Consider the following 16,269-nt stretch of genomic DNA (forward strand, 5'->3'; position numbering starts at 1 on the left):
GGAGCGAGCCTCTCTGCGCTGCTAGAACCGATAGCCGTAGCGCACGCCGATGCGGTCCATGCCTTCGTTGTATTTCTCGGTGTAGGCGTTCGACATGTGCTCGAAATAGACCGAGATGTCGTTGTGCTCGTCGAGGTGGTAGCCAACTTCCATCGGGATGTGGAACAGCACGCGGGAGCCCAGCCATTTGCGATCCGGATCGGAGCCTGCGCCGCCGATTTCGCCATCGTGAAATGCGGCGCCCAATCCCAGGCCGAAGAACAGTCCCGATGGGCAGTCGCCCTGCCAGCGGGCGTCGATATAACCGTCGCTGGTCTGGCCGCGGGTGTTGATCGAGCCGCCGATCACCGGGCGAATGGCGCCCCACGGCAGCGCCCAGGCGGCATTGAACTGGGCTTCGATGTTGATGTCGACCGCGTTCTTTTCGACCTGGAAGCCACTCCAGAGGTCTGGCACGTCGTGGGCCAGCGCGCCGATCTTCAGGGCATAGAGCATGTCGTCGGCAGCGGCACCGGTGCTGACGGCGATAAGCCCGAGCAGAGCCGCGATGCCGGACGCTGCCGCGGTGCGCACGAAACTCTTCATTCGGAAAGCTGCCCCCGGCCTTCGACTTGGCTCCTCAAGACAGCAACGTGTGCGCCGATTTCCCCCCTCCGGCAAGGCAATGCCAAGGAAATCCCGCCGGGCTGGCGGGACCGTCACATCGGCCGATCGGCCTAGTTCGCGGGGCGGCTGGAGCGCTTCAGCGCCTTTGTCCAGTTGCGAGCCAATCGGAAGACGCGGCGCTGATAGGCTCGCTCGTCCGGGGCCAGGCAGATGCAGCCATAGCAATAGCAGGGCCGGGCGCGGGCAAAAGCGACCCGGAAAAGCAGCGAACTGTAGGCGGAATGCGACATCAAGGTCTCTGAGAGGATAAATCGCCGCCCACCGGCGTGCGGTCAGGCGTTTTCGGCGATCTAAACGGTTGCTCAAGAAATATTGTTCCGTCCAGAGGATAATGCGGGAAATTCCCGAGCCCTGCCTGGGTGCGTCGGACCGTTCTGAGTGCGTTCGGAATTGTCATTTTTCCCGCTTCTCGCCATATAGGCCCGATGAACACGGCAACGACCCTTCCCTTTCTCAAGATGAACGGCCTCGGCAACGAGATCGTCGTCGTCGATTTGCGCAATAGCGCCAAGACGTTCACCGCGGAGGAAGTGGCGGCGGTCGCGGCCGACCGGAAATCCCGGTTCGACCAGATGATGGTTTTGCACGCGCCGCGGACGACCGGCACGGAATCGTTCGTGCGGATCTACAACGCGGATGGCTCGGAGGCAGGCGCCTGCGGTAACGGCATGCGCTGTGTCGGCTGGTTTCTGTCGGAAGGCGGTTCGCGGGAGCGGTTCCTGGTCGAGACGCGCGCCGGCGTGCTTGGCACCGTCGTCAGAAATCAGGCGTCTATCACGGTCGATATGGGGGAACCCAAGTTCGGCTGGCAGGACATTCCACTGGCGGAAGAGTTTCGCGATACACGCGCCATCGAACTTCAGGTCGGACCGATCGACGAACCGGTCCTGCATTCGCCGTCCGTCGTCAATGTCGGCAATCCGCATGCGATCTTCTGGGTCGACGATGTCGAGGCCTACGACCTCGGCCGGTTCGGTCCGCTGCTTGAGAGCCATCCGATCTTTCCGGAGCGCGCGAACATCTCGATTGCACAGGTGACGTCAGACGCCTCGCTTCTTCTCAGGACGTGGGAACGCGGCGCGGGCCTAACGCTCGCGTGTGGGTCGGCCGCGTGTGCGTCGGCGGTCTGCGCGGCGCGCAAGAAGCTCACGGGGCGCAAGGTCGCGGTCACGCTGCCGGGCGGCACACTCGAAATCGAATGGGCCGAGAATAATCATATCTTCATGACGGGCCCGGTCGAATTCGAGTACGAGGGCGTCATCGACTTTTCCAAGCTGACCAAAGTGTCGGTCTGATCGCGCTGGCCGGAGACCGCTTAACGAGCGATTTTAAGAAAGAAGTCACTGCGCTCATGTCCGAACCTCAGGTGATCACGCTCGGCTGCCGGCTCAACACGTATGAGTCCGAAGTGATGCGCCGTCACGCGCGCGAGGCAGGTCTCGATAACGCGATTATCGTCAATACGTGCGCGGTGACGGGCGAAGCGGTGCGTCAGGCGGCGCAAACGGTTCGCAGGCTGCGGCGTGAGAAGCCCAATGCGCGGATCATCGTGACGGGATGCGCGGCGCAAATCGAGCCTGAACGTTTCGCCGACATGCCAGAAGTCGATCATGTTGTCGGCAACGCCGAGAAGATGCAGGCAGAGACGTTCGCCGGGCTGTCGATTGCGGACGGCGAACGCGTGCAGGTCAACGACATCATGAGCGTGCGTGATACGGCGCTGCACATGATCGATGGTTTCGGTTCGCGCACGCGGGCCTATGTGCAAATTCAGAACGGCTGCGATCATCGCTGCACGTTCTGCATCATCCCTTTCGGCCGTGGGCCGTCGCGATCGGTCGCGGCGGGCGAAGTCGTGACGCAGGTGCGCAGGCTTGTCGAGAAGGGCTACGCCGAGATCGTGCTGACCGGCGTCGACATCACGTCATACGGCCGCGATCTGCCGGGTTCTGCGACGCTCGGCAAACTCGTTCGGCAGGTGCTGAAGCATGTGCCGGAGTTGGCGCGCTTGCGGCTGTCGTCGATCGATCAGGTCGAAGCCGACGACGATCTGATGATCGCATTACGCGACGAGGAACGTCTGATGCCGCATCTGCATTTGTCTTTGCAGGCAGGCGATGATCTGACGTTGAAGCGCATGAAGCGGCGGCATTTGCGGTCTGATGCAATTGCGTTTTGCGAAAAGGCGCGCGCTCTGCGTCCCGATATCGTGTTCGGGGCCGATCTGATTGCAGGCTTTCCGACGGAAACCGATCAGATGTTCGAGAATTCCTATCGTATCGTCGATGAGTGCGGTCTGACGTACCTGCACGTCTTTCCATTCTCGGCGCGGCGCGGCACGCCGGCCGCCCGCATGCCGCAAGTCAATGGCACCATCATCAAGGAGCGCGCGGCAAGGCTGCGTGAAAAAGGAACAAACGTGCTCGCTTCGTATCTTCAATCGCAACGCGGCCGTGTCGTCGATGTGCTCGTCGAAAGTGACGGCAAGGGACGCACGCCGCAATTCGCCGAAGTGCTGCTTCACGGAGAGACGCCGTTTGGCGCTGGTGCAGTCATTCGGACGGAAATCAAGGGCGCCGATGCGCAGCATCTGATCGGCGAGGCGTGCGCGTGAGCGAGCCAAAGGAAAAAGGCAAAGGTCTGTTCGGGCGGTTCTTCAAGGGCGGCGCTGCTGCGCCTGGTGCGCCGGAAAAGGAAGCAACAGACGAAGCGAGCATCGCCGTCTCGGACGATAAACCGCCGATTGCCGAAGTCCCTACGACGGTTCCCGTACCCGTGGCTCCTGCGCCCAAAGCAGAGCCCGTCAAGCAGAGCTGGTTTCAACGGCTCAAATCGGGGCTCGGCAAGACGTCGTCGAAGCTGACGACCGGGATCACCGATCTCTTTTCCAAGCGCAAACTCGATGCCGAGACGCTGGATGATCTTGAAGACCTTTTGATCCAATCCGATCTCGGTCTGGAGACGACGAGCCGCATTACGGCGGCCATCGGGAAGGGCCGGTTTGAAAAAGGCATTTCAGCCGAAGAGGTTCGCAGCGTGCTGTCGGCCGAGGTCGAGCGCGTTCTGGCGCCGGTTGCGAAGCCGCTTGTCATCGATCCGTCGCGAAAGCCGCACGTGATCATGATGGTGGGCGTCAACGGCACCGGCAAGACGACCACGATCGGCAAGCTCGCGACCAAATTCAGGGCTGAGGGAAAATCGGTTCTGCTCGCAGCGGGCGATACGTTTCGTGCTGCGGCGATCGACCAGCTGAAGGTCTGGGGCGAACGTACAGGGTGTCCCGTTGTCGCGCGCGAAGTTGGCGGGGATTCCTCAGGCTTGGCGTTCGACGCCTTAAAACAGGCGCAAGCATCAGGTGCGGATGTGCTTTTGCTCGATACCGCCGGTCGCCTGCAAAACAAGCAAGTGTTGATGGAAGAGCTCGAAAAAGTTACACGCGTTCTGAAAAAGATCGACCCGAGCGCGCCACATGACGTCGTGCTCGTGCTCGATGCGACGACCGGTCAGAATGCCCTGCAACAAGTCGAGGTCTTTCGAGATCGCGCCGGAGTGACAGGATTGGTCATGACGAAACTCGACGGCACGGCGCGCGGCGGCATCCTGGTTGCGATCGCGGCGAAGTTCGGCCTGCCCGTCCACGCCATCGGTGTTGGCGAAAGCGCCGATGACCTGCAGCCGTTTTCTGCGCAAGATTTCGCTAACGCCATTGCCGGAACTTGAAGCCTCGGGGGAACGGATCACGAGATGACGCAAGACGTAAACATTCGGAATGCTTCTGTTCCGCCGGCGCGTAAAAGCTGGTTTCCGTTCAATGCCGAGCAGACCATCAACATCATGAGCGAATTCGGTCCGCTCGTGACGATGTTCATTGTCAACGCGGCGCTCGGCATCGAAGCAGGCACCTGGGCTTTGATCATCACGACCCTGATGGCGATCGGCGTGATGTTCTACATGTTTCACCGGCCGCCGATCTTTCCGTTAATCGCGTCGAGCGTGACGGTGGCGTTCGGGATGCTGACGCTCGTGACGGGCGATCCGATGTGGGTTCAGATCAAAGTTACGATCTTCAACGCGTTGTTCGCCGTATTTCTGATCGGCGGCTTGTTCGTTAAGCACAATTTCTTTCAGTACGTCTTCGAGAAGACGTTCCGCTACACGGACGAAGGTTGGAACAAGTTCACGTGGAGCTTCGCTCTCTTCTTCTTTTTGACGGCAATTGCGAACGAATATGTCCGCCGGGTCTACGTGGAGGATCACTTTTACAAGATCCTGGGTCACGAGATGAGCGGCGTGAACGTCTGGATTTTGTTCAAAGTCGCGATTGTGTTGCCGGTCTCTGGCGTTTACGCATGGATCCTGACGCGGCTGATGCAGAAGTACCGCTTGCCCGATCCTGCGCACGAGTGAGGCCTGAGACAATGTCGGAACAGAACAAAGTTTCAGAGACGAGCGACGGTCCGCAGTTCGACCGCAAGCAGCTCATCAAGTTCATCGTCGAACTTGGTCCGCTGCTTGTGTTCTTCTTCGTCAACAGCCACTACGGCATTTTCGAGGGCACGGCGGCTTTTATGGTCGCCACCGTCGTTGCGCTCGTGGCGTCGCGAGTGTTTCTCGGCCGGATCGCAACGATGCCGCTCGTGACGGGCGTCTTCGTGCTCGTGTTCGGTGGCCTGACGCTTTATCTGCAAGATGATCATTTTATCAAAATGAAGCCGACGATCGTGAATGGTTTGTTCGCCGCTATTCTGGCCGGCGGGTTGCTGTTCGACCGGCTGTTCCTGAAAATCGTATTCGGCGACGTCATGCGTCTCACGCGTGAAGGCTGGCGCATTTTAACGATCCGCTGGGCGCTTTTCTTCGTTGTACTGGCGGTTCTAAATGAAGTGATGTGGCGGCTCTTCTCGACCGACACGTGGGTGACGTTCAAAGTGTTCGGTATCATGCCGCTAACGTTCGTGTTCGCGTTAGCGCAAATCGGTGTCCTAAAAAGATACGAAGATACGACGCCAAATACCGGCGCACTTTCGTCCGACGACATTTAATTGCCCGCGCATCCTGCGCGCTGTTTCGCCATCCAGAAAACTTTTCGATTTCTCGAACGACGATTGTATTTTTGCTAGACGGAGTGCCCCGGCTTGTGTTTCTTGTCAGGAACTATGAACTAAGTTGAGTTAGTTTTGCTTGCCGGTCGGGGGCTGATGCGTGGACCGGTGGGGTGAAACGTGTGGGGCATGGAATGGGACGAGACTCCGCAAGCAGTCGCCTCGAGCGATCGCCTTTGCATCTGCTACACCGAGCCGGACAATGTGCGTCCGAAATCTTTCAAACCGAATTGGGCAATGACGAGCTCACCCCTCGGCAGTATGCGATTCTGCTGACCGTTGCGCAGAACGAGGGCCTGAGCCAGACGCATCTCGTGGAGTTGACGGGCATTGATCGCTCGACGCTCGCGGATGTCGTTCGACGCATGCTCAAGAAGGGCCTGCTGCAGCGGCGCCGGACGCGGGATGACGCCAGGGCCTACGCCGTCAAGCTGACGGAAGAAGGCGCGCGGATCTTGAAGACGCATGATCCGATGGCGCGCCGGGTCGATGAGCGCATTCTGTCGAGCCTTCCGGCACAGCAGCGCGACCGCTTTCTGCAGGATCTCAACGCCATCGTGCAGACGCTCAACAAGCTCAAAGAAAAGGAAAACGCCGGCAAGTGATTTGCCGGCGTTGCCATTTCATCAGCTGAAAGCTGCGTTCTACGCTGCCTTTTTCGGCAGCAGGCGCTGGTTGACGATCGCCTCGGCGATCTGCACGGCATTGAGAGCCGCACCCTTCAGCAGGTTGTCTGAGACGATCCACATCGTCAGGCCGTTCTCGACGGTCGCGTCCTCGCGGATGCGGGAGACGAAGGTCGCGTATTCACCGGCGGCTTCGACAGGCGTGATATAGCCGCCCGGCTCGCGCTTATCGATGACCATGATGCCGGGAGACGCGCGCAGGATATCGCGGGCTTCTTCGGGGCTGATCGGCTTTTCGAACTCGATGTTGACGGCTTCGGAGTGGCCGACGAACACCGGCACGCGCACGCACGTCGCCGTCAGCTTGATCTTGGGATCCAAGATCTTCTTGGTTTCGGCCAGCATCTTCCATTCCTCTTTCGTGTAGCCGTCTTCCATGAAGACGTCGATGTGAGGAATGCAGTTGAACGCGATCTGCTTCGGGAACTTCTTCGGGTCGACTTCTTGACCCGGAACGTACTTGCCCTTGGTCTGCTGCCAAAGCTCGTCCATGGCGTCCTTGCCCGCGCCCGAGACCGATTGATAGGTCGAGACGATGACGCGCTTGATCGTTGCCGCGTCATGCAGCGGCTTCAGAGCGACGACGAGCTGAGCCGTCGAGCAGTTCGGATTGGCGATGATGTTCTTCTTCGTGAATCCACGGATGGCGTCAGCGTTCACTTCCGGGACGATCAGCGGCACGTCCTGGTCATAGCGCCAGCACGATGAGTTATCGATGACGATCGCGCCCTGAGCGCCGATACGCGGCGACCATTCCTTCGAGACGGTCGAGCCCGCGGACATCAGGCAGAAGTCGACGCCGGAGAAGTCGAACGTTTCAAGGTCGCGGCATTTGATGACGGAATCGCCGAAGGAAACCTCCGTGCCGATCGAACGGCGGGAGGCCAAGGCGTAAAGCTCACTGATCGGAAACTTCCGGTCGGCGAGCACATTCAGCATCTCGCGGCCTACGTTGCCGGTTGCGCCGACAATGGCGACCTTATAGCCCATGACGGTTATGTCCTTGAAATCTATGTGTTTTGCGTTGAACGTCAGCGACGACGCAACGCCCGTTTGCTGGCCGTTCACATACGCGGCCCGCGCCGGAGTTTCAAGGACTGTCAAGACCGTTGTCGTCGCGGCCTCAAATCAGCGTTGCGCCTCGTGCGTGACGGGCACCGCGTCGGTCGTCTCGAAGAGCTGCTCGGCGGTGATCGGGACATCGGAAACCAATTCGACCCCGCCGTGCTCATCCGTAAGGATGGTTCGAAATTCATCGGCGCCAACTTGGTAGTGGGCCCGCAGTCTCACGGCAGGTGCCACGACGTAAGACCCAAGCTGGGCCGACGCTGTTTTGCCCACAACATAAACAAGAGAGATCTCGCGAACTTCGAGGTCGTCTTGTTTGTTGTCGAAAGCAGCGAGCTGTTTGGCAAGAGCCTTGCTGAGCATGTCCGGAGCGAAGATCAGCAATGAGTGGCGAAGTCTGCTCGACTCACTCGCGCTGGCGGGCGGAGCGATTGCCGCGTCGAAGATGTTCACCAGAGCCGGATTAAGAACTGCGTAACCAAACAAAGACAAAAGAATAAATGGAAATTTCTTGAATATTCGCATGCGCCGTCCCCAGAGAATCAGCCCACGTCGTATTCATCTGAGGGAATTTGCCGGAGCATGTGAATGTCATAATTCCATGACCAACTTGTTTTCTGTTGAATTCTCGGGGCGGAGAAGAGCGCGGTGAAGACGTTAAAGCCGTTGGCGGCCTTGGTTTTTGGACTATTTGGCGTCTGCGCGCCGATGACCATGACGTCGGCGTTCGCTATCAGCGCGTGGCTTTCTGATGCCGAGCTGCAACGGTTTTCAAATGCGACCATCGATGGCCGCTATGCCAACGGCAAGCCGTTCACCGAGCATTACGGCAGCGACGGGCGGCTGCATTACGTCGAGCACGGGATGACGCTCGGCGGCCATTGGTCGATCACGCAGGGCTCACTCTGCACGATCTACGATTATGACGAGACGGGCGGGTGCTATCGCGTGATGCGCGTCGATACGAACTGCTACGAGTTCTATTTTGTCTCACGGACGGAAGCGACGGTTCCGCGGTCGGAAGACGGCAAGCCGCGCTGGACGGCACGTGGGGCGATCCAAGGGCAAGCCAGCGCTTGCCGCGACGAGCCAGCTGTTTGATTGCGACTTCGCTCCGCGAAGCCGGCCGTAATTTTCCTGGCGCTTGGCGACTCTCCTTCGTCGAGCCAGCCGCCAAGCGCGGACGTAAGTTTGTTTATGCCGCCAAAGCTTTGAGTTCGGTTTCGATGGCCTGGCCCATCTCCGTCGTGCCGACTTTGGTCATGCCGGGCTGCATGATGTCGCCGGTGCGCAGGCCCTTATCGAGAACCTTCGAGATCGCTTTCTCGACGAGGTCGGCTTCGGCGCCGAGATCGAAGGAATAGCGCAGCGCCATGGCGAACGATGCGATCGTCGCGATCGGATTGGCGAGGCCTTTGCCGGCGATGTCAGGAGCCGAACCGTGCACCGGCTCGTAAAGCGCTTTGCGGCGTCCCGTCGTTGCGTCGGGAGCGCCGAGCGATGCTGACGGCAGCATGCCGAGCGAACCTGCCGCCATCGAAGCTTCGTCCGACAAGACGTCGCCGAACAGGTTGTCGGTGACGATGACGTCGAACTGCTTCGGATTGCGGATCAGCTGCATCGCGCAGTTGTCGGCGAGGATGTGCTCAAGCTTCACGTCCGGCGCATAGGACTTGTGAACCTCGGTCGTGACCTCTTTCCACAGCACACCCGTGCGCATGACGTTGTGCTTCTCGGCCGAGTGGACGAGGTTGCGGCGCTTCTTGGCGAGGTCGAAGGCGACCTTGGTGATGCGTTCGATTTCGTGCGTCGTGTAAACCTGCGTGTCGACAGCGCGCTTCTCGCCGTTCTCAAGCGTGACGATTTCCTTCGGCTCGCCGAAGTAGACGCCGCCCGTCAGCTCACGCACGATCATGATGTCGAGGCCTTCGACCAGCTCGCGCTTCAAGCTCGAGGCATCGGCCAGTGCGGGGTAGCAGATCGCAGGACGCAAGTTGGCGAAGAGGTCGAGATCCTTGCGCAGGCGGAGCAGGCCGGCTTCCGGGCGATGCTGGTAGGGAACGTTCGCCCACTTCGGGCCGCCGACAGCGCCGAAGATCACGGCGTCGGCCTTCTTGGCCTTCGCCATCGCTTCCTCGGTGATGGCGACGCCGTGCGCGTCATAGGCTGCGCCGCCGACGAGATCGCGCTCGATATCGAAATGGACGGCGTTGCTCTTGGCATTGAAAAACGCGATGAGCCGCTCGACCTCTGCAATGGTTTCGACGCCAATGCCGTCGCCGGGAAGGAGCAGGAGGGTGTGCGTCGTCATCGGTTAACGGTCCTTAGCCAAGGGAGGAGGGAATTCGGTTGGGGAGTGCTAGCGTTTGCACCGTCGCCGGGCAAGCACCCGGCGGCGAAAAACGGCACTTTGGCGCAGAGAGTGCTGTGCAACCGATAGGGCGCCCCAGCTAGGCGGGGGCCGCGGCCGCTTAGGACATGAATGCGGGCAGCGGGAAGGCGAGCGTGAAGCCACCGAAGGTCAGCACGGCACCGACAATGCCCATCGCGAAGCTGACGAAGAGCAGCATGTTGCCGCCCGAGATCAGAGCGACGGACGCCAGCACGATCGCGATCTGCAGAAGCGCCTGGGCAAAATCGAAATAGGGGTCTTTCTTCAGCGCTTCGTCGCGGATCGCTTCGAGGCCCTTACCCGTTGTGAAGAGTTCGTCGAGGCCTTCGCCGCTCTTGGGGTCGGTGGTCAGCAGCTTGTCCTGCGCCTTGTAGTCGGCGATTTTCATTTCGATGAATTTCTTCGCATCGTCCGGCATGGTCGGCGACATTTTCAGCATCGCCTCATATTCTTCGGCGTGAAGGCGGAGCGCCTGCCGTCGCGCGTTCTTCGCCTGGAAAAAGGCCCAGGTGTTGGAGGCTGCGATATTTTCCTGAAGCGCGTCCTGCTCGGCGTTGCTGCCTCCGAGGCTGCAAATCGCAAGGACGACGGCGAGAATGCCGACGTAGACGCCAATGAGCTTGTCGCGCGACTTCATGTTCTCGCGATCAACCGCAAGTTCTTCCAACGCCATGTGAAGTCCCCCAACTGAAACAGTACGTCGTCAGACGATACGGTCTTCGGGCGGCGCGGCAAGGGATCGTGCGGGCAACAGGTCTTTGCGATCGATGGCGCGGCCGTCCGCGCCAAGCCGATACAGAATGGGCGCGCCGGTCGCAAGCTCCCGCTCAAGGATTTCATCCTTGTCGAGGTTTTCGAGGATCATCACCAGAGAGCGTAGGGAATTACCGTGCGCTGCAATAATGACGTTCTTGCTGGCGGTGATCTGGGGCCAAATGGCTTTGTCATAATAAGGACGTACGCGGGCCAGCGTGTCCTTCAGGCTTTCGCCACCAGGAGGAGCGATATCGTAGGAACGCCGCCAGAGCTGCACCTGCGCTTCGCCCCATTTCTTGCGGGCCTCGTCCTTGTTGAGACCTGAGAGCTCGCCATAGTCGCGCTCGTTGAGGGCGGCGTCCTTGATGATCGGGACGTCGGGCTGGCCGAGTTCGGAGAGGATGATGTCGAGCGTGCGCTGGGCGCGCTTCAAGGCGCTCGTGAAGGCGATGTCGAACTTGACGCGATGATCGCGGATCATGCGTCCCGCGACGCGGGCTTCGATGACGCCCTTTTCGGTCAAGTCGGGATTGCGCCAGCCGGTGAAGAGATTGAGTTTGTTCCACTCGCTCTCGCCGTGCCGTACGAGTACCAGAATGTTGTCCGTCAGAGCGTCTGTCATGTCTTCGGTCTAGGGGCCTCCAGCCGCGCTTACGGCAATAGCTTAAAGCGCAATTCCTAATACGTCGGTCATACCATAAAGACCTGGTGCACGGCCTTTTGTCCAAAGCGCGGCTTTGACCGCGCCGCGGGCAAAAATTCCTCGGTCGGTTGCGCTGTGGGTTAGCTCGATGCGTTCACCCTCGCCTGCGAATATCACCGTATGCTCACCAACGACGGTGCCGCCGCGTAACGTGGCGAAACCGATATCGTCTTTCCGGCGCGGCCCCGTCACGCCATCACGGACGCGAACAGAATGCGCGCCGAGGTTGAGGCCCCGGCCGGCAGCTGCGGCTTCTCCCAGCATCAAGGCCGTTCCCGAAGGGGCATCAACCTTCATGCGATGATGCATTTCAACAATTTCGATGTCGAAGTCGTTCCCGAGCGCGGCTGCGGCCTGACGCGTCAAGGCCATAAGCAGATTGACGCCCAGGCTCATATTGCCAGCCTTGACGATGGCCGTTTCCTTGGCTGCGGCCGCAATCGCGGCTTCCGCAGCGGCATCGAAACCTGTGGTGCCGATAATGGCGGCCGTTTTTGATTTGGCAGCGAGACGCGCAAACTCAACGCTTGCCTTGGGAACCGTAAAATCAACGATGGCGTCGGAAGCGGCGATGACAGCGGCAGCATCGTCGCTGACAGTCAGGCCGATGGGCTCAAGGCCGGCGAGCGTGCCGATATCCTTGCCCAGAACTGCAGAGCCTGCCGTTTCGGTCGCGCCGCTGATCGTACAGCTGGGTTCAGCTGCAATCGCGCGTATCAGTTCGCGGCCCATACGGCCGGCCGCGCCCATGACGGCGATCTTCATATCATCTCCGGTTCGCTCGGCGATTGCCATTCGGCGGGCCGATATAGCAATGCCGTTACGCGAGCGTAAAGAGGATGGCTCAGAAAATCGCCGCCACGCCGTTTAAAACGCCGTGTTTGGTTGACTTCGGTCAAAAGTCAGGCCGGGGTCTTGGCTCGCTCAAGCGCTTTGAGGATAAGGTTATGTGCCTCATCAACATGGCCCCAATGGTCGATCTTGACCCATTTGCCGGGTTCCAGATCTTTGTAGTGAGCGAAAAAGTGCTCGATCTGCTCGATCGAGATTTTCGGCAGATCGGTGTAGGTCTTGACCGAGTCGTAGCGCTTCGTGAGCTTGGTGGACGGTACGGCAATGATCTTTTCATCAGCGCCGCCGTCGTCTTCCATCACCAGAACGCCGACTGGGCGGCAATTGATCACCGCGCCGGGAACGATCGCGCGCGTGTTGCAGACGAGAACGTCGATCGGATCGCCGTCAGAGGACAGCGTATGGGGAACGAAGCCATAGTTCCCGGGATAGCGCATCGCCGTGTAGAGGAAGCGATCGACGACGAGAGCGCCGGACGCCTTGTCCATTTCGTATTTGATCGGCTCGCCGCCGACGGGAACTTCAATCACGACGTTGATATCGTCGGGCGGGTTTTTACCGGGCTTGATAGCGTCGAGACGCATGGGAGATGACCTCAAATCAAATCAAATCAAATCATTCGGTTCGGGGGCCACACTTGCCGGGAAAGCATGGGCCGCACAACCGCTCATAGGTCGCACATCGGCGCAGAAAAAGTAAAAAAATGCGGCGCTGTCGGAGCGAAATCGGAAATTTAGCCGGCTACCACTCGAAGGCGATCCGGGTGCTCAATCCTTTACCAAACCGGACGCAGGAACGGCGGGTCGCGCGGCCGCCGCAGCGGCGGTAAAAAGTGCAGGCTTTTTCGTTGCCTTCGAGTGCCCAGACGATCAATCGCTCGAGATCGAGGGAGTCGAGGGTGGCGCGACAGGCCTCGAACAGATGCTCGCCGAGGCCGAGGCCCTGGTAGACCGGCGTTAGATAAAGCTCATAGATTTCGCCGACGTCGCGGCCGCCGCCGCGGGCCCGTCCGCATGTGGCATAGCCAGCAACCGTTTCGCCGTGCAGGATGACGAGCAGATTGCGTTCAGAGGAAATGGCGCGCCGCCACCATATGGCGTCGCGGCGCAAGATCTCACGTTCGAGATAAAGGGCAGGGAGAATGCCGGTGTAGGCGAGGCGCCAGGAGTCACGAAATATCGTGGCGAGCGCGGCGGCATCGGCGGGCCGGGCGTTGCGGACAGAAACCTCAAGCCTCTGGTTCAGCATACGGACACTCTAACTCCAAGTTGGAGAAAAGGCATCACGTCTCGACGCATATCGTGAAAATAAAAAAGACGCGGAGATTGCTCTCCGCGTCTGATGTTTGAATTACGTGCCCCACTCGACGCTTGCTTTAAGCAATGCATCGTATTCGTATCGGCGTGACCGTTAGCCGACGGTCTTGAACTGCTCGAACGACTTCGTCGTTGCAGCGCCGACTGTTTCGAGAGCCTGCTTCGTGACTTTGCTCGAGAGCTCGAAGAGTTCTTTCGACTGCGAGCCGGCGACAGCGAACTGCTGCTGCCAGTAGTTGGCCTGCAGGCGAGCGATCTCCGGGAAGGTGCGCGCGCGTGCCATCGCCTGAGCCGCTTCGAAAGCTGCTTCGGTGTTGGCGAGCGTGTTGGCGACGATCTTTTCGCCGATCGACTTGGCGCCGGCCTGAGTCGTCAGCATCACTTCTTCAGCGACCTTGGCGTTGTCTTTCGCCATGGCGGTGAACTTGTGATAGGCGTCACGCGATTTCGCGATGGCGTCTTCAGCGAAAGCAGAGATGTTCTCTGGGACCTTGGCGTCCTTGCCGGCGGTAAACATCTCTTGGGCTTGTTTGGTGAAGTCCTGGACTTGACGAGTAAATGCGTCGGTCATGGGGTCACTCCTAAAAAGAGCAATATCGGCTGAGCGTGAATTTGAAATCTGCTGTCTGGCGCCCGACGGCAAAACCAGTGGTGAATATATATGCAAATGCATTGTGCGTTGCAACAAGTTTTTGCCGCGCACCTGTGAAATGGGGTTTTGAGACTCGCAAATCGCGTCCTTATGCCTCAAATATGTCCGTACACTGACCCGGCCGGGCAGGGGGTTCCCTATCCTTTTGTTCGCACTTGCGAAATGATGTTTTTTCGCCGCACCCCTGGCTGATCAAAGTTTTGAAAAAACATCGCGGTAACCGACCGCGCTCGGATCGAACATTATGTCGCGGCGGGTGAGCGGGCGGGCGAGGACGAGGCCCTCGAGCGTCCGGCAGCGGGACAGCGCGACGTAGGTTTGGCCGTGGGCAAACGTCCCCGAACCCAGATCGATATACACCTTATCGAGGGTCAGGCCCTGGGCCTTATGGATCGTCAGCGCCCAGGCGAGGCGGAGCGGGAACTGCTTGAACGTTCCGGCGATGGTTTCGACGATCTTTTCCTGAGACTGATCGAAAGCGTAGCGGCGGTGTTCCCAGGCGACCTGCTCGACCTCGTATTCCTTGCCGGATACTTCGATGAAGATCTGCTTTTCCGTCAGGCGCGAGACGCGGGCGATGGTGCCATTGACCCAGCGGCGGTCCGGATCGTTGCGCAACATCATGACCTTTGCGCCTGCCTTTAGCTCAAGGGCGGTTTCGGCCGGCTGGACGTTGGCTGCAAACTCGCCGGTGATGTTGGCGTCGAAACGGTTGGCGCGGCCGGGAAGAGCCTCGAGATAGGCGGTGTTGATGCGTTTTGCGGCGGCGTTCGTCGTCGTCAGGATGACGAAAGGTTCGCCTTCCGACAGGGTGCGAATAGGGCTCACGCGCTTATTGATGAAAGCCAGATCATCGTCGCTGACGTTGCCCTCGCGGACGGCATTTAGAACGTGGATCAGGGCGTCATCGGTCTGGCGGAAGATCTGCTCCAGTTCGAGAAGCGCAGTGCCCGCGCCTTCACGAAGAGCCGGTATTGAGAAGAAGAACGGACTGCCGTGCTCTTCGGTCAAGTGAGCCAGGACTTCGCGCTCCTGGACGACGGGCGGCAACTGATGCAGGTCAGCAAATAACAACAGGCGCGCGCCACCGAACGGTTCGCGTGGGCGCCCGCGGTTGACGCGCAGCGCTTTGTCGATCGCCCACATCATATCCGAGCGCACCATCGAGGCTTCATCGATGACGACGAAATCGAGCTTGCGCATGACGCGGCCGTTACGGCTGCGCTTGATGTCGTTGTCCTGGATGAGCCTTGGCGGAAAACCGAAAAAAGAATGGATCGTCTGGCCGCCGATGTTGATGGCGGCGAGGCCGGTCGGCGCTAAGACGACCATGCGATCCTCGTAGGCATCGCGCAGGGCTTTCAGCAGCGTCGACTTGCCGGTTCCGGCGCGGCCGGTGACGAAGAGGTTGCCGCTGTTTTCTTCCGCGATGAAGGCCGCGGCGCGTTCGAACGCGGGCGTCGGCGTGATACCGTCAGGCCAAGCAATCACGACCGCCCTCGCAGCGACGGGGTCTTGTTATCGGTTATTGAAGATTGGAGCATTCTGAGCGTGTTCCGCCACGGGTCTAGCGCACGAAGATTTGAGACCCAAAGGAAGAGAAATCAAAGGCGGTCACTCAAGTCAAATTGTGGGTGCTGTTGGAAATCGGTTGGCCATAGAACGCAGACGGCCCCACCGGCCGTCCGCGCCGAAATCTCGACCCCTGAAAATTAGTCGGCGGTCATATTGAGGAGCTTGAAGTCCTTGTCGAACTTCAGGTCGTAAGCACCGTTCTTGCACTTGGCGTCATCAAGCTCGAAGACGCCGGTGCCTTCCGTTTCCTTTTCCCACTTGCCGCCTTCGCAGCCCATGGCAGAAGCCGCGGCCGTCGCGCTCTTCATTTCCTCCTCGGTGAGGGGCGTGTCTGCGAAGGCCGGCATGGACATCGCGAACACCGCACCAGCAACGATGGCGAAACGTTTCATCAGGTCTCTCTCCTATGACATGGTCTCAACCATGATCATTTGTGGGCGGAAATTGACCCCTTCAACCCGGGAATTTTTCCCCGAGCCTCAAATTATGCAAATGAACGCG

At 59.5% G+C, this 16,269-nt stretch carries 19 protein-coding genes; 7 read left to right on the forward strand and 12 right to left on the reverse strand.

Translation table 11 applies throughout. From position 1 onward, the window contains the following. Positions 1 to 21: 21 nt before the first annotated feature. Entirely contained in the window at positions 22 to 585 is a 564-nt protein-coding gene (locus HYP802_RS0101380) for an acyloxyacyl hydrolase (RefSeq protein ID WP_024274997.1), read from the reverse strand. Between the two features lie 506 nt (positions 586 to 1,091). On the opposite strand from HYP802_RS0101380, the gene dapF reads away from it, so the two are divergent. The 6 genes from dapF to HYP802_RS0101415 all read left to right on the forward strand — a co-directional run bounded on the left by dapF (position 1,092) and on the right by HYP802_RS0101415 (position 6,373). After that, positions 1,092 to 1,961 (forward strand): diaminopimelate epimerase, encoded by an 870-nt coding sequence (gene dapF, locus HYP802_RS0101390; RefSeq protein WP_024274999.1) that lies wholly within the window; start codon positions 1,092 to 1,094, stop codon positions 1,959 to 1,961. 56 nt (positions 1,962 to 2,017) lie between these two features. Then, entirely contained in the window at positions 2,018 to 3,280 is a 1,263-nt protein-coding gene (gene mtaB / locus HYP802_RS0101395; protein ID WP_024275000.1) for a tRNA (N(6)-L-threonylcarbamoyladenosine(37)-C(2))-methylthiotransferase MtaB, read from the forward strand. Continuing rightward, positions 3,277 to 4,386: a signal recognition particle-docking protein FtsY gene (gene ftsY, locus HYP802_RS0101400; protein WP_035575892.1), complete on the forward strand. Its 1,110-nt coding sequence runs from the start codon at positions 3,277 to 3,279 to the stop codon at positions 4,384 to 4,386. The genes mtaB and ftsY overlap by 4 nt, the downstream gene beginning before the upstream one ends. A gap of 24 nt (positions 4,387 to 4,410) precedes the next feature. Next, positions 4,411 to 5,073 (forward strand): septation protein IspZ, encoded by a 663-nt coding sequence (locus tag HYP802_RS0101405; RefSeq protein ID WP_024275002.1) that lies wholly within the window; start codon positions 4,411 to 4,413, stop codon positions 5,071 to 5,073. A gap of 11 nt (positions 5,074 to 5,084) precedes the next feature. Further along, the gene (locus HYP802_RS0101410) at positions 5,085 to 5,708 is read left to right on the forward strand and encodes a septation protein A (RefSeq protein ID WP_024275003.1); all 624 of its coding nucleotides are present in this window, start codon (positions 5,085 to 5,087) and stop codon (positions 5,706 to 5,708) included. A gap of 290 nt (positions 5,709 to 5,998) precedes the next feature. Beyond that, a complete protein-coding gene (locus HYP802_RS0101415) occupies positions 5,999 to 6,373 on the forward strand; it encodes a MarR family winged helix-turn-helix transcriptional regulator (protein WP_245261435.1) in 375 nt (124 codons plus the stop codon). A gap of 39 nt (positions 6,374 to 6,412) precedes the next feature. On the opposite strand, the gene HYP802_RS0101420 is transcribed toward HYP802_RS0101415, so the two are convergent. Next, positions 6,413 to 7,444, reverse strand: coding sequence for an aspartate-semialdehyde dehydrogenase (locus HYP802_RS0101420; RefSeq protein WP_013950227.1), 1,032 nt, complete (start codon positions 7,442 to 7,444; stop codon positions 6,413 to 6,415). A gap of 138 nt (positions 7,445 to 7,582) precedes the next feature. Further along, on the reverse strand, positions 7,583 to 8,047 hold the full coding sequence (locus HYP802_RS0101425; RefSeq protein ID WP_013950228.1) for a DUF4174 domain-containing protein: 465 nt from the start codon (positions 8,045 to 8,047) through the stop codon (positions 7,583 to 7,585). A 123-nt stretch (positions 8,048 to 8,170) separates the two neighbouring features. Here HYP802_RS0101425 and HYP802_RS0101430 point away from each other — a divergent pair, with 123 nt between their 5' ends. After that, a complete protein-coding gene (locus HYP802_RS0101430; protein ID WP_013950230.1) occupies positions 8,171 to 8,623 on the forward strand; it encodes a hypothetical protein in 453 nt (150 codons plus the stop codon). 94 nt (positions 8,624 to 8,717) lie between these two features. On the opposite strand, the gene leuB is transcribed toward HYP802_RS0101430, so the two are convergent. From leuB to HYP802_RS0101475, 9 genes are all read right to left on the reverse strand, one after another. Further along, positions 8,718 to 9,833 carry a 3-isopropylmalate dehydrogenase gene (leuB, locus tag HYP802_RS0101435; RefSeq protein ID WP_013950231.1) on the reverse strand — a complete coding sequence of 372 codons (1,116 nt, stop codon included), beginning with the start codon at positions 9,831 to 9,833 and terminating at the stop codon, positions 8,718 to 8,720. A 160-nt stretch (positions 9,834 to 9,993) separates the two neighbouring features. Next, a complete protein-coding gene (locus HYP802_RS0101440) occupies positions 9,994 to 10,587 on the reverse strand; it encodes a DUF4337 domain-containing protein (protein ID WP_013950232.1) in 594 nt (197 codons plus the stop codon). Between the two features lie 30 nt (positions 10,588 to 10,617). After that, on the reverse strand, positions 10,618 to 11,292 hold the full coding sequence (locus tag HYP802_RS0101445) for a 2,3-bisphosphoglycerate-dependent phosphoglycerate mutase (protein ID WP_013950233.1): 675 nt from the start codon (positions 11,290 to 11,292) through the stop codon (positions 10,618 to 10,620). Positions 11,293 to 11,334: 42 nt separating this feature from the next. Continuing rightward, positions 11,335 to 12,138 (reverse strand): 4-hydroxy-tetrahydrodipicolinate reductase, encoded by an 804-nt coding sequence (dapB, locus tag HYP802_RS0101450; RefSeq protein ID WP_013950234.1) that lies wholly within the window; start codon positions 12,136 to 12,138, stop codon positions 11,335 to 11,337. A gap of 137 nt (positions 12,139 to 12,275) precedes the next feature. After that, a complete protein-coding gene (ppa, locus tag HYP802_RS0101455) occupies positions 12,276 to 12,809 on the reverse strand; it encodes an inorganic diphosphatase (RefSeq protein WP_013950235.1) in 534 nt (177 codons plus the stop codon). Between the two features lie 157 nt (positions 12,810 to 12,966). Then, positions 12,967 to 13,473, reverse strand: a complete 507-nt coding sequence (locus HYP802_RS0101460) for a GNAT family N-acetyltransferase (protein WP_013950236.1) — start codon at positions 13,471 to 13,473, stop codon at positions 12,967 to 12,969. Positions 13,474 to 13,635: 162 nt separating this feature from the next. Beyond that, complete coding sequence (locus HYP802_RS0101465; RefSeq protein WP_013950237.1) at positions 13,636 to 14,112, reverse strand: phasin family protein; 477 nt, start codon at positions 14,110 to 14,112, stop codon at positions 13,636 to 13,638. A gap of 273 nt (positions 14,113 to 14,385) precedes the next feature. Next, positions 14,386 to 15,684, reverse strand: a complete 1,299-nt coding sequence (locus HYP802_RS0101470) for an AAA family ATPase (RefSeq protein ID WP_013950238.1) — start codon at positions 15,682 to 15,684, stop codon at positions 14,386 to 14,388. Between the two features lie 221 nt (positions 15,685 to 15,905). Then, positions 15,906 to 16,160: a hypothetical protein gene (locus HYP802_RS0101475; RefSeq protein WP_013950239.1), complete on the reverse strand. Its 255-nt coding sequence runs from the start codon at positions 16,158 to 16,160 to the stop codon at positions 15,906 to 15,908. Positions 16,161 to 16,269 lie beyond the last annotated feature (109 nt).

Source organism: Hyphomicrobium sp. 802, from assembly GCF_000526135.1.
Taxonomy (GTDB): domain Bacteria; phylum Pseudomonadota; class Alphaproteobacteria; order Rhizobiales; family Hyphomicrobiaceae; genus Hyphomicrobium_B.